Origin of the sequence: Enterobacter sp. Cy-643 (assembly GCF_011752815.1) — a bacterium.
Classification (GTDB): Bacteria; Pseudomonadota; Gammaproteobacteria; order Enterobacterales; family Enterobacteriaceae; genus Cedecea.
Genome location: NZ_VWWV01000006.1, coordinates 163,694 through 175,954 on the forward strand (window position 1 = coordinate 163,694; position 12,261 = coordinate 175,954).

Annotated in this window: 17 protein-coding genes and 3 pseudogenes; 9 read left to right on the plus strand and 11 right to left on the minus strand. The window is 46.9% G+C overall.

Going from position 1 to position 12,261, the window contains the following annotated elements:
• Positions 1 to 54 precede the first annotated feature (54 nt).
• A complete protein-coding gene (locus F3J29_RS19570) occupies positions 55 to 387 on the minus strand; it encodes a YegP family protein (RefSeq protein ID WP_008460852.1) in 333 nt (110 codons plus the stop codon).
• Positions 388 to 604: 217 nt separating this feature from the next.
• Between F3J29_RS19570 and F3J29_RS19575 the strand changes: the two genes are divergently transcribed.
• The 5 genes from F3J29_RS19575 to F3J29_RS19595 all read left to right on the plus strand — a co-directional run bounded on the left by F3J29_RS19575 (position 605) and on the right by F3J29_RS19595 (position 4,346).
• A complete protein-coding gene (locus F3J29_RS19575; RefSeq protein ID WP_502706571.1) occupies positions 605 to 1,303 on the plus strand; it encodes a Crp/Fnr family transcriptional regulator in 699 nt (232 codons plus the stop codon).
• A 58-nt stretch (positions 1,304 to 1,361) separates the two neighbouring features.
• Positions 1,362 to 2,108, plus strand: a complete 747-nt coding sequence (locus F3J29_RS19580) for a nucleoside phosphorylase (protein WP_166868610.1) — start codon at positions 1,362 to 1,364, stop codon at positions 2,106 to 2,108.
• A 2-nt stretch (positions 2,109 to 2,110) separates the two neighbouring features.
• The gene (pnuC, locus tag F3J29_RS19585) at positions 2,111 to 2,827 is read left to right on the plus strand and encodes a nicotinamide riboside transporter PnuC (RefSeq protein WP_166868612.1); all 717 of its coding nucleotides are present in this window, start codon (positions 2,111 to 2,113) and stop codon (positions 2,825 to 2,827) included.
• A gap of 470 nt (positions 2,828 to 3,297) precedes the next feature.
• Positions 3,298 to 3,825, plus strand: coding sequence for a superoxide dismutase family protein (gene sodC / locus F3J29_RS19590; protein ID WP_166868614.1), 528 nt, complete (start codon positions 3,298 to 3,300; stop codon positions 3,823 to 3,825).
• Positions 3,822 to 4,346 carry a DUF3455 domain-containing protein gene (locus tag F3J29_RS19595; RefSeq protein ID WP_166868616.1) on the plus strand — a complete coding sequence of 175 codons (525 nt, stop codon included), beginning with the start codon at positions 3,822 to 3,824 and terminating at the stop codon, positions 4,344 to 4,346. The genes sodC and F3J29_RS19595 overlap by 4 nt, the downstream gene beginning before the upstream one ends.
• A 373-nt stretch (positions 4,347 to 4,719) precedes the next feature.
• Here the strand turns inward: F3J29_RS19595 and F3J29_RS19600 are convergent, their stop codons facing one another.
• Together F3J29_RS19600 and F3J29_RS19605 are read right to left on the minus strand one after the other, a co-directional pair.
• The gene (locus tag F3J29_RS19600) at positions 4,720 to 5,178 is read right to left on the minus strand and encodes a DUF943 family protein (protein ID WP_166868618.1); all 459 of its coding nucleotides are present in this window, start codon (positions 5,176 to 5,178) and stop codon (positions 4,720 to 4,722) included.
• A pseudogene (locus F3J29_RS19605) lies at positions 5,162 to 6,009 on the minus strand (DUF3289 family protein). The gene F3J29_RS19600 and the pseudogene F3J29_RS19605 overlap by 17 nt, the downstream one beginning before the upstream one ends.
• A gap of 244 nt (positions 6,010 to 6,253) precedes the next feature.
• Between F3J29_RS19605 and F3J29_RS19610 the strand changes: the two are divergent.
• Entirely contained in the window at positions 6,254 to 6,394 is a 141-nt protein-coding gene (locus F3J29_RS19610; RefSeq protein ID WP_286175450.1) for a hypothetical protein, read from the plus strand.
• Between the two features lie 15 nt (positions 6,395 to 6,409).
• Positions 6,410 to 6,496 (plus strand): annotated as a pseudogene (locus tag F3J29_RS19615) (superoxide dismutase [Cu-Zn] SodC2); the annotation flags it as partial.
• 53 nt (positions 6,497 to 6,549) lie between these two features.
• On the opposite strand, the gene F3J29_RS19620 reads toward F3J29_RS19615, so the two are convergent.
• From F3J29_RS19620 to F3J29_RS19655, 6 genes and pseudogenes are all read right to left on the minus strand, one after another.
• Complete coding sequence (locus F3J29_RS19620; RefSeq protein ID WP_166868620.1) at positions 6,550 to 7,017, minus strand: DUF943 family protein; 468 nt, start codon at positions 7,015 to 7,017, stop codon at positions 6,550 to 6,552.
• A 59-nt stretch (positions 7,018 to 7,076) separates the two neighbouring features.
• Positions 7,077 to 7,535 (minus strand): DUF943 family protein, encoded by a 459-nt coding sequence (locus F3J29_RS19625; RefSeq protein WP_166868622.1) that lies wholly within the window; start codon positions 7,533 to 7,535, stop codon positions 7,077 to 7,079.
• Positions 7,519 to 8,042: pseudogene (locus F3J29_RS19630) on the minus strand (YPO3983 family protein). The gene F3J29_RS19625 and the pseudogene F3J29_RS19630 overlap by 17 nt, the downstream one beginning before the upstream one ends.
• 331 nt (positions 8,043 to 8,373) lie before the next feature.
• The gene (locus F3J29_RS19645; protein WP_166868654.1) at positions 8,374 to 8,832 is read right to left on the minus strand and encodes a DUF943 family protein; all 459 of its coding nucleotides are present in this window, start codon (positions 8,830 to 8,832) and stop codon (positions 8,374 to 8,376) included.
• Positions 8,833 to 8,897: 65 nt separating this feature from the next.
• On the minus strand, positions 8,898 to 9,359 hold the full coding sequence (locus F3J29_RS19650; protein WP_166868627.1) for a DUF943 family protein: 462 nt from the start codon (positions 9,357 to 9,359) through the stop codon (positions 8,898 to 8,900).
• A complete protein-coding gene (locus F3J29_RS19655; RefSeq protein ID WP_166868629.1) occupies positions 9,343 to 10,194 on the minus strand; it encodes a YPO3983 family protein in 852 nt (283 codons plus the stop codon). Before F3J29_RS19655 ends, F3J29_RS19650 begins: the two co-directional genes overlap by 17 nt.
• Before the next feature lie 243 nt (positions 10,195 to 10,437).
• Here F3J29_RS19655 and F3J29_RS19660 point away from each other — a divergent pair, with 243 nt between their 5' ends.
• On the plus strand, positions 10,438 to 10,773 hold the full coding sequence (locus tag F3J29_RS19660) for a DUF3455 domain-containing protein (RefSeq protein ID WP_166868631.1): 336 nt from the start codon (positions 10,438 to 10,440) through the stop codon (positions 10,771 to 10,773).
• A 67-nt stretch (positions 10,774 to 10,840) separates the two neighbouring features.
• Here the strand turns inward: F3J29_RS19660 and F3J29_RS19665 are convergent, their stop codons facing one another.
• Together F3J29_RS19665 and F3J29_RS19670 are read right to left on the minus strand one after the other, a co-directional pair.
• On the minus strand, positions 10,841 to 11,230 hold the full coding sequence (locus F3J29_RS19665) for a putative T6SS immunity periplasmic lipoprotein (protein WP_166868633.1): 390 nt from the start codon (positions 11,228 to 11,230) through the stop codon (positions 10,841 to 10,843).
• Complete coding sequence (locus tag F3J29_RS19670; protein WP_166868635.1) at positions 11,227 to 11,778, minus strand: type IV secretion protein Rhs; 552 nt, start codon at positions 11,776 to 11,778, stop codon at positions 11,227 to 11,229. Before F3J29_RS19670 ends, F3J29_RS19665 begins: the two co-directional genes overlap by 4 nt.
• Before the next feature lie 213 nt (positions 11,779 to 11,991).
• Between F3J29_RS19670 and F3J29_RS19675 the strand changes: the two genes are divergently transcribed.
• Positions 11,992 to 12,171, plus strand: a complete 180-nt coding sequence (locus F3J29_RS19675; protein WP_353620563.1) for a hypothetical protein — start codon at positions 11,992 to 11,994, stop codon at positions 12,169 to 12,171.
• The last annotated feature ends 90 nt before the right edge of the window (positions 12,172 to 12,261 follow it).

Genomic DNA, 12,261 nt, shown 5'->3' on the forward strand with positions numbered 1-12,261 from the left:
AAACACATCACCCAGGTGAGTGCTCGCGAATTGCCCCGCCGCCCCTGGTTCCGGTTAAGTCTTGTCTTTCACCGTTTCGGTTCCACCGTTATTTTTCACCGAGGCAATGCCTTTATCCCGGGACTGCTCCGTGGCGTACATCTGGCTGGTGCCAATCACCTGATGATTGCCGGCCTTAAGGTTAAAGTAGAACTTCCCGTTGCTGGCGACCTTTTTGTCGTAGCGCTCCTCCAGCGGGCTGTTGGTGCGCACGGAGGCGATGCCGTTGTCCGCCGAGGCGCGGGTTTTATACAGCTCGCTGGTGAGCACCACTTCGCCATTGCCCGCCTTGAGCACGAATTTAAACTGCCCGTCGCTGCTTTTGCTTAATTCGAACCAACCAGACATGTTAACTCCTTGATTAAAATCATAAACAGTTAATAGATTGGGTGAACTTCAAAAACAGTATGTACGAAAAACAACCATATCGCCCACCCCGCCAGCGCCCTGCCGGGACAAATGTCCCGGCAACGATGCGGATTTCAGATCCCGCTGGCAGTTTTCACGCTAATCTGTGGGCAACACGGGACGGGCGTCCTGTCCTTATTTGACGGGAAATTTTATAGTGAACACCATGAAAAACGAGAGCAGGCCCGGCGACTGGCTGAACGTCATTGAACGCGTGACCGGCGACCCGGTGCTGTATGAGCTGCTGAAGTACTGCCCGCTGGATATTCTGCGCAGCTGGCAGCTAAAACATTACCCTCGTGGCTCACTGATTTTTCGCCAGGGTGAAATATGCGATGAGTTTCACCTGATCGTTAAAGGAGAAATCGACGTTTTCACCACCGCCGACGACGGGCGAAAATATTCCCAGGCGCGCTATAAAAAAGGCGACATTCTGGGAGAGCTGGAAATCTTCGAGCGGCGGCAATACATCTGCTCGGTAGAAGCGGTTAGCGACGCGGCACTTTTAGTGCTGACGCGGGAAGAATTTATTCGCTGGCTGGGGTTAGACAATTACTTTAATCAAAAAATATTACAGGCCGTGAGCGATCAATATTATCAGCTCTCCAAAAAGGCCGGAGAAGATATTCTTTATTCGTTACATCAGCGTATTTGCCTGGTGCTGTGGCAGAAATACCAGCCAATACAGGGCAATATCCCGCTTAATAAGCAGCAATTAAGCGAGCAGTTTGCGGTGGCCCCGCGCAGCATTAACCGCATTTTATCTGAACTGCGGGAAGACAATATTATTGCGATTCACGGCGAGCAGATTCAGGTTCTCGACCCTCAGCGCCTGCGCCAGCACGCCGAACATTAAATAACAGCAGCCAATCCTGAGCCATGCCAAATGGCTCGTTTAACGCCAGGTAACTATCATGACCCAACTCCAGCCCCATATCCGGCTCAGCCGGGAGATGACGCACGCCCGTTATGCGCTCCTGCCGGGCGATCCGAAACGCGTGGAACACGTCGCGCAGTTTCTGGACAACGTTGAAGACTTCGGCAGCAACCGCGAATATCGCGCCCTGCGCGGCTGGTTCCGCGGCGTGGAAGTGCTGGTAATGTCCACCGGCATGGGCGGGCCTTCTACCGCCATCGCCGTGGAAGAGCTGCGCCAGATTGGCGTCACCAACCTCATCCGCATCGGCAGCTGCGGGGCGATGCAAAATCACATTCGTCTCGGCGACCTGGTGATTGCCACCGCCGCCGTGCGGGATGAAGGTACCAGCCAGATGTACATCGACAAAGGCTACCCGGCCTGCGCGGACATCGGCCTGGTTCACCACCTGACACAGCAAGCCAAACGCCTGGGCTACGCCAGCCACTGCGGCTACGTGCGCAGCCACGACAGCTTCTACACCGAACGTGAAGACGAGATTAATCAGTTCTGGTCCGGTAAGGGCATTCTCGCTGCAGACATGGAAACGGCGCCGCTAATGGTCGTGGGCGCGCTGCGCGGCCTGCGTATCGCCTCCGTACTGAACGTCGTCGTGGAGCACAGCGGCAATCTGGAAGAAGGCATTAACAACTACCAGCAGCAGGAACAATCCTGCCTGCAGGGTGAATCCCGCGAGATCTTACTCGCCCTCGAAGCGCTCTACCTTGACAGCCAGGAGCAGTAATCATGGATTTCTTCAGCATTAAGAATGTGATGGTCACCATTCCGCTCGGCGAAGGCGGCTACGCGCTCTCGTGGATCGAGGCCATCGGCACCGTCTTCGGCCTGCTCTGCATCTGGTTCGCCAGCAAAGAGAAAATTATCAACTACCTGTTCGGCCTGATTAACGTCACGCTGTTTGCGGCGATCTTCTTCCAGATCCAGCTTTACGCCAGCCTGCTGCTGCAGGTGTTCTTCTTTGCCGCCAACCTGTACGGCTGGTACGCGTGGAGCCGCCAGAACGAGGCCAACGAGGCGGCGCTGAAGATCCGCTGGCTGCCGCGCAGCAAGGCGTTCACGCTGGCGGCGGTTTGCCTGGTGGCCATTGCGCTGATGACGTTCTTTATCGACCCGGTCTTCGCCGTGCTGACCCACATTGCGGTGGGCATTATGCAGAGCCTTGGCGTCGCGGTTGAGATGCCGCAGCTGCAGCCGGATGCCTTCCCGCTGTGGGATTCCGCGATGCTTGTCCTGTCGATTGCCGCAATGGTGCTGATGACGCGTAAATACGTCGAAAACTGGCTGCTTTGGGTGATTATCGACGTGATTAGCGTGGTGATTTACGCCATTCAGGGCGTGTATGCCATGTCGCTGGAGTACATCCTGCTGACGGCGATCGCGGTGATGGGGTCAATGGCGTGGATCAAAAGCGCCAGAATCATTGGCTCCCGTCCTCTCGCTTAAATCATTTTATTGACTTCAAAGGCCGCTTAGCGGCCTTTTTGCTATTCGGATATATCTCATTTATCACGCCGGATGAAAATTAAGGGCTTTTTTAAAATCTCGCGATTTTCAGCGACCGCTTTCAACCCCCTCAGCGTATTCATCTACACTTTATTTAAGGTACAGCAGCGACATAATTTTTAACGATCGTTAGCAGGTCGTTTTCACTCTCTCTTTTTACCGGCTTATTCGTTTCTATTTTCATTCAGGCCTTTCCCTTTAATCGTGCACGACCACTGGATAACCTCATGAAAATATTGTTTTTAAAAATCTTCACGCTGAATTTCAACCCACAATTTTACCTATCAGAGCAATCAAACAACTCGCAAAACAGTTTGTTATAACCAGCTGACTGCCGCGCATAAGCCCGCAGCACAAAATTTTGCGACATCTGTTTTTTGCACCTTCTAATAAAAGTACGGGGTTAAACGATGAATAAGTTAAAAACATTAAAACTGGCGCTGAGTATTACCGCCCTCGCCTGCACCGGGCTGGCACAGGCCGCCACGGTAGCCATGAATACCGTAGACGCCAGCGGCACTTCCACCCCGGCGGGCACCATTGAATACCACGCCACCCAGTACGGCGTGGTCTTTACCCCGAACCTGAAAGGCCTGCCACCGGGCATTCACGGCTTCCACGTGCACACGAATCCGAACTGCGGGCCAGGCATGCAGGACGGCAAAATGGTGGCAGGCCTGGCGGCGGGCGGCCACCTTGATCCGGCCCACACCGGAAAGCATGAAGGCCCGTGGGGCAACGGCCACCTCGGCGATCTGCCTGCGCTGTACGTCGACAGCGACGGCACCGCGACCTATCCGGTGCTGGCGCCACGCCTGCGCATGTCAGACTTAAAAGGCCACTCGCTGATGATCCACGCCGGCGGCGACAACCACTCTGACCATCCGGCAATGCTCGGCGGCGGCGGCGCGCGTATGGTTTGTGGAGTGACGTCATGAGCAAGCGTGTCTTAACGGCGGCGTGCTTAACGCTGATGATGGGCGGAGTACCCGCCCTGGTAAACGCGGCAGAGACTTCCATCGACGCGCCCAAAGGCGAGCACCTGCAAACCGAGCTTTATGCCCGAGGCGTGCAGATCTACCGCTGCGCGGCGGCGGACGCCGAGGCAAAAACCGGGAGCTGGGTATTCCAGGCCCCAGAAGCTGACCTGTTCAGCGACAAAGGCCTGAAGCACCTCGTCGGCAAACACTTCGACGGCCCGCACTGGCAGGCCACGGACGGCAGCGTGGTGGCCGGCGCGCTAAGCGCCACTCGCCCGTCGAAAGATAAAGGCTCGATTCCGTGGCTGCTGCTGACCGGCACTTCAGACGCTCAGCCAGGCCTGTTCGCCAACGTGAGCAGCATCCAGCGCGTGGACACCCGCGGCGGCGTAACCGGCCCCACGGTTTGCGACCCGGCGACATTTGGCGCAACGCTGAAAGTGCCTTACACGGCGACTTATAAGTTCTATACGAAGTAGCAGCCTGCGAAGTCCTGGCCGGAAGGCCGGGGCTTTGTGCTAATGGCGTTATTTTTAGGGGAACGGGTGCTTATTGATATTTAGTTTTTACCCTCTCGCCATTTTTAGTTATGCAATACTCACCGTCATTAACACCAAAATCGACAGGGCATAGGGATGGTCAAATCTGGCTAAAAATAATACTCATCCAGTTAAAAACCACATCCATTAATTTTTATTTTATCATGCTCTTCATTAATTCCCTCTGCGGCCTCCATATTGGTTACAAGGGGTTTAGAAGCATGTCACTCATTTGAAAAACATTAATACGATTGATAGACAACAGAATAATACTCAATATAACAATTACAATATGAAGAAATTCACTTCCAGATTAATAATCCTCCCGCACCATTTCATCATTTTTTATACTATAAATACCACTTTCCAACCAAAATGAAACCCCTGTATTATTACTATCCTTAACAAACATGAGTGAATTTTTATCAATGCAGTTTTTCTTTGTTTTCTTATCTTTAAAGCACCTTCTGTCATACTTCCCTTCTTCTTTATAGCCTTCACCAAAATCCCAGAAAACAACCGTAAATGAGCCGTTTGGACCAGGATTGGGAATATCATATTTATATTTAAGCATTTTTTTATTTTTAAGCCACCAGTTGATCTTCCCCGGATCTGTAAATGGGAATGATTTAACCAAAACAGAGGCATGGTTACCGTCCTTATGAACAGCGATAATTTCCACCGGACGAGTTGACAGCCAAAGAAGATAACTTGCCAGCAAAGATACGGATATATATATAGCAGAGAGAATGTTTTTATTTTTTACTCTCATTACGCTCTCCGTAAATATCAACTGTGGCTTCCATATTTGTCATAAAAGGCTTGAACGCAAACAGGCTGTAGCGCTGAAGAATAAACCAAATACCAAAAAATCGAAAATACTTAAACTTGACCTTAGAAATATCATCATCATCCAGCCCGAAATGATCTTGAACCTCATAGTGAACTTTAGCGTGATATCTCTCTTTATCAATATATAGAGACTTGATTGTGATATGCGTTGCCCAGGTATCATGCACGGTAATTCCCAGGCCATTAAAATTATCTTTATAACGATCAAACTTAGGAAGTTTACCATCTAGAATAGCTTTATTTAGCTCACTTTTACCGTTAGAAGATATGCTTTTGCTTTCCCAGTCGATCTCCGCATCCAGAGCATCTTTTAATAAACGAAGAGTACTATTTTTGGTTTTGTCATTAACAATATGTTCCTTCAACGCGCTATCCAGTAATTGATGACTAAACTGTTTGCCATTACCTTTTTGCATATGTGTGATCATCAGATCGATCAGCAGGTTGTACGGGGGTGCAACGCAAACAGTATGGACAAGTGCCGGAGCTCATCAAAAAGGATCTCAGCACATTCCCACCGGGTCAGTTTTTCACCTTCTCCCCGGGAGCCGTGGAACATCGACTGCGGCTGGCTGAATGGGCTTATTTTCGTCATTGTGTAAGGATCTACCCTTGTGGAAACGCCCACCAAATGAAACTTCGCCCTCAGTTCAATCTCAGACAGATCGCCGGACTTCATATCTTTGGCGTTTTTGTCATTCATCTTTTTCTGGATTTCAAATATCTTGCAGGGAAATTGCAATGCCGACATAAATCACGTCCATCTATATTGTTGTCTCTATCATCCCGGTAGCCAGGCATGATAAGCAGTCTTTATCCGCTGTGTAAGTGTTGTACATTATTAAGAGTCTGAATTCAGATTTCTTAATTGGGATTTTATTCATATCAGAGATGTTGATTTACGTCGTTCCCCAGCGCTCTACAACAAATTGCCTCATTAAAAGGCCATGAGTTATGCTCAATAAAATTAATTCTATTCACCGGGGCAGGCCATCATGAAAAAACGAAAAAGCGGCATACGCGACGTGATTGCAGCTGACGATGTAACGGTTGTTGAACCAGTTAACCTCTACGAATGCACTCTGCAGGAGGGCGTATTCGTCGGACTTTTTGTCGAGATCCAGCGCCACTGCTAGATCGGAGCCGGTACCCTGAAAGGCCTGCCACCGGGCATTCACGGCTTCCACGTGCACACTAATCAGAACTGCGGGCCAGGCATGCAGGACGGCAAAATGGTGGCCGGAAGGCCGGGGCCTGGTGCTGATGGAGTTGTCTTCAGGGGAACAGGCGTTCACTGATATTTTATCAGCTCCCCTTTTTCACTTAATCGATATTGACCATCACGAAAAATAACTACTGTATTTTTATATCTATCCTGCCATACCGTAAAAGCTTTATCTTTATCGATGCAATTTAACGGTGGCTCAAGATCGTCAAAACATAGCCGATCGTAACCATCGGTTTCTACATAACCGTCCCCAAAATACCAAAATATAATTTCAAAAAAACCATCTTTCCCTGTGCCTGGAACATCATATTTTTCTTTGAGCATATCTTTATTTTTCAACCACCAGTGTACTTTACCTTTATTTGTTAAGGGGTAGTTTTTCACTAAAATGTGGCTGTAACTATTTCTCTTATGAACTGCAACAATTTCAACTGGTCGAAATGCTAACCATAAGCAGTATCCTGCCAATAGACTGCCAGCTAGAAATTTCAGTCCCTTTACACTACGTCTCAACAATTCGGGTACTGTCATGTTTATTCAACCTTTATAATTAAAATTTCTTATCAATACCTCTGCCGTATAACCAACCATTATTTATTGATTTTTATAACCCTGCCATTTTCATCAACTCGATAAATTCCATCGGAGAGAGTAAATCTGGTTCCATACCTCTGGCTATTACCGACAGTAAGCACTGTATTTTTATCAATGCAGTTTACTTTTGTTGCCATATCATTGAAACAAAGCCGATCATATTTCCCCTCTTCTTTATAACCATCATCAAACAGCCAAAAAACAATACTAGAACTACCGTAGGATGAAGGCTTAGGAATATCATACTTCGTCTTTAGCATTTCTTTATTTTTCAACCACCAGTCTATTTCACCTTTGTTAGTAAAAGGAAAATTACTCACTAAGACATCGCTATAGCTATTTCTCTGGTGTACGGCAATAATTTCTACCGGACGAAATGACAACCATAAATAATATCCTAAAAAAACACCACCAGATAATAATAGACTAATTATTATTTTATTTTTTAATTCCATAACGGCCCCCAATAATATGAATAGTGGCTTCCATATTGGTAATAAAGGGTTTGAAAGCAAATTCTCTGTAACGTTGCAGGACAAACCATATACGAAATAATCGAATGCTTTTGAATTTTATTTTTAAAATATCATCATCATCCAACCCAAAATGATCCTGAACTTTATAGTGAACTTCAGCGTGATATTGTTCGTTATCAATCGTTAGGGACTTAATTGTGATATGCGTTGCCCAGGTATCATGCACGGTAATCCCCATGCCATTCACCCGATCCTGGAGGCGATCAAATTTTGGCAGCCTGCCGTTCACAATAGCATCATTCAGAGCTTTTTTTGTTCTGCTGGATAGCATTTTCTATCCCAGTCAATTGTAGAAATATCTGTCAGGTGGAATTTTGCCTTCAGATCGATTTCGGACAGATCGCCGGACTTCATATCTTTGGCGTTTTTGTCATTCATCTTTTTCTGGGTTTCAAATATCTTGCAGGGAAATTGCAATGCCGACATAAATCACCTCCTTGTATATTGTTGTCTCTATCATCCCGATAGCCAGGCATGATAAGCAGTCTTTAGCCGCTGTGTAAGTGTTGTACATTATTAAGAGTCTGAATTCAGATTTCTTAATTGGGATTTTATTCATATCAGAGATGTTGATTTACGTCGTTCCCCAGCGCCACTGCGCGATTGGAGTCGGTACCCTGAAAGGCCTGCCGCCGGGCATTCACGGCTTCCACGTGCACACTAATCCGAACTGCAGGCCAGCCATGCAGGACGGTAGCGTGGTGGCCGGAAGGCCGGGGCCTGGTGCTGATGGAGTTATTTTCAGGGAAACGGGTGCTTATTGATATTTTATCAGCTCCCCTTTTTCGCTTAATCGGTATTGACCATCACGAAAAATAACTACTGTATTTTTATATCTATCCTGCCACACCGTAAAAGCTTTATCTTTATCGATGCAATTTAACGGAGGCTCCAGATCGTTAAAACATAGCCGATCGTAACCATCGGTTTCTACATAACCGTCCCCAAAATACCAAAATGTAATTACATAAAAACCATCCTTGTCTGGCCCTGGAGCACCATATTTTTCTTTGAGCATATCTTTATTTTTCAACCACCAGTGTACTTTCCCTTTTTTTGTAAAAGGAAAATTTTCCACTAATACATCGCTGTAACTATTTCTCTGATGCACAGCAACAATTTCTACCGGTCGAAATGCTAACCATAAGCAGCATGCTGCCAATAGGCTGCCAGCTAGAAACTTCAGATTCCTTATTATGTTACTTTTCACTTTGATCACCCCAATAAACGGACTACAAGCCAAAATATTTTCCGTTTATTCAAAACTTCAGAAACTATATTCTAATATTCAAGCCTGACAATCTTACCGTTCTCTTCCTCTCGATAAATAGCATCATCCACAGTAAATGTAATTCCTCTGTTTTTACTATTCCTTATAGTAAAAACAGAGTTTTTATCAATGCAGTTTATTTTGGTATTCATATCATCAAAACAAAGCCTGTCATACTTACCCTCTTCTTTATAGCCATCCTTAAATAGCCAAATAGTGATGGTAAAACCGCCGTAAGATGCAGGTTTTGGAATATCATAGTTTGCTTTGAGCGCATCCTTATTTTTTAACCACCAGTCAATCTTACCTTTGTCCGTGAATGGAAAGCTTTTGACCAAAATACTGCTATAGTTATTTCTCTGATGAACTGCGACGATTTCAACAGGGCGAAATGATAGCCATGATAAATATATCAACGCTATAATTCCAATCAGAGAGAAAAGAACCATCATTATTTTATTTTTTAACTGCATTTCGCCTTCCAACAATATGAATAGTGGCTTCCATATTGGTAATAAAGGGTTTGAAGGAAAACTCGCTGTAACGTTGCAGGACAAACCATATACGAAATAATCGAATGCTTTTGAATTTTATTTTTAGAATATCATCATCATCCAACCCAAAATGGTCCTGAACTTTATAGTGAACTTCAGCGTGATATTTTTCGTTATCAACCGTTAGGGACTTAATTGTGATATGCGTTGCCCAGGTATCATGCACGGTAATTCCCATACCATTCACCCGATCCTGGAGGCGATCAAATTTTGGCAACTGTCCTTCCATAATTGCATCAATGAGCTCCTGTTTTTTCTCTACTGGATAACACTTCTTATCCCAATCAATGTAGTCCCTAAAAACCTCCTGTAGACGAAGCCGCGTACTGTTTTCCTTCGAGCGATCGCTTAATATTTGCTCTTCCAGCGCACTGTTCAGTAATGGATGACTGAAGGACTTCCCGTAACACTTTTGCATGTGCGTGATCATTAGTTCGATCAAAGAGGTGTAAGGGCCATTCCACGAAAAAGGACGGGATAAATACCTAAACTCATCAAAGAGGATTCCAGCGCACTCCCATTTCGTCAGTTTTTTAGCCTCCTTCTTAGGGCGGAAGAACAGCACCATCGGATGCTCATATGAAGAGATCTCCGTCAACATGTAAGGATTTACACTTGTAGAAATATCTGTCAGGTGGAATTTTGCCTTCAGATCGATTTCGGACAGATCGCCGAACTTCATATCTTCGGCATTTTTGTCATTCATCTTTTTCTGGGTTTCAAATATTTTGCAGGGAAATTTCAATGCCGACATAAATCACCTCCTTGTATATTGTTGTCTCTATCATCCCGGTAGCCAGACATGATAAGCAGTCTTTAGCCGCCGTGTAAGTGTTGTACATTATTAAGAGTCTGAATTCAGATTTCTTAATTGGGGTTTTATTCATATCAGAGATGTTAATTTACGTCGTTCCCCAGCGCTCTACGACAAATTCCCTCATTAAAAGGCCATGAGTTATGCTTAATAAAATTAATTCTATTCACCGGGGCAGGCCTCATGAAAAGACGAATAAGCGGCGTCCACGACGTGATTGCATCTGACGACGTTACCGTGGTTGAACCAGTTAACCTCCACGAATGCACTCTGCAGGACGGCAAAATGGTGGCCGGCGCGCTAAGCGCCACTCGCCCGTCGAAAGATAAAGGCTCGATTCCATGGCTACTGCTGGCCGGCACTTCAGACGCACAGCCGGGCCTGTTCGCCAACGTGAGCAGCATCCAGCGCGTGGACACCCGCGGGGGCGTAACCGGCCCCACGGTTTGCGACCCGGCGACCTTTGGCGCGACGCTGAAAGTGCCTTACACGGCGACTTATAAGTTCTATACGAAGTAGCAGCCTGAAAAGCCCTGGACTTACTGCCAGGGCTTTATGCTGCTGGGATCAATTCAGAGAGTAAGCACTAATTCGGGTGCTGAATACTTATTCCGCCGGAAGCGTTTTCCGTGACAGAAAACTCAGCGGTGACCAGATGAGAGGAAGAATTATCAGATTTTACATCGTAAGCGACTGAGTATTTTTTGCCGGGAGAGAAGGTAAAACCAAAGGCTGGCAGACAGTCTCCCTTCGCGACATAAACTGGGGCATCATCGAAAGTCTTGTACTGCACGTTCCCATGCCCTTCGTTAATTTGTACGGCCGTTATGCGCTCGCCGCTGCCAAGCGGAGACACCACGCAAACAATATTGCCTTTGGCCACGACTTCTGCAGGCTGACGCGGCACCATTCTGTCGCCCGGACCAGGACACCCGGCCAGCAAGAGCACGGCAGCGGCTAACAAACATTTTCTCATAGCGTTTTTCTCACCTTCCCTGTGACTATTTTGCGATACAGCACCGGAATTTCACGGATACTTTCTGTACCTCTGTATTTCCCCATCCGCCCGGGCCTTTGGTAGTAGGACCACGCGTCTATACCATAAACCAATAACAGCCAGTAATCCGCTAAAATGGAGGCCTGCTGCTCCAGGGAATAATCTGTTAGCGCCTCTTTATCTAATTTATAGGTATATTCAGCCGCCCAGCTAAAAGCCCCCTTTAGCCTTACCCATTGCCCGTGTTGATGTTGCCACACATGGCCCAGCTCATGGATAAAAACATATTTATCTTCAAGAAAGACGCTGCCAGATGAGAAATCATCTTTATACATCGTCTTGCGGTACCACAATTCTCCGTTTGGCGTCATCGCGTAGTTTTGTTTCTGCAGGCCGAACGGGAGATAGCTGTCGCAATGAATCCATACTCGGCTGTAAGAAATTGAATCGCCGAAAACCCGGCGAACCATTGCAATTTCGCCCAATGTCATTCTTCTGAGGCTGCCCTCTTCCGCCTGTGCGCTCATTCCTTTTCCTTAAGGTTTGCTTTTCCACAGCCTAAAACCAACGCTCAATATAATCTATGTCCCGATTTCTTATTTTTCGATAGTCAGAATTTGGCGCTTAGAAATTTATGGGATAAAAAAATGTTATGCAGCCGGTGGTTCCAACAAAGTTGTGGCCGTTGGACAGTGACTTCTGTCTAATGGAGACCACTTTATTCGCCAGGACAAACCAAGATGAAAATCCTGAAAAGCGGCATCCGCGACGTGATTGCCAGCGACGACGTAACGGTTGTTGAACCAGTTAACCTCTACGAATGCACATTGCACGACGGCGTATTCGTCGGGCCTTTCGTCGAGATCCAGCGCCACTGCGTGATTGTAAGCATCCCGGCAAACCGGACCATTCACATTTAGAGATCTTCCGGCATACTGATTATGTCCCCGGAGGAGATCGCCATGCGCAAAGCCCGATTCACCGAACACCAGATCATCGCCGTTCTGAAG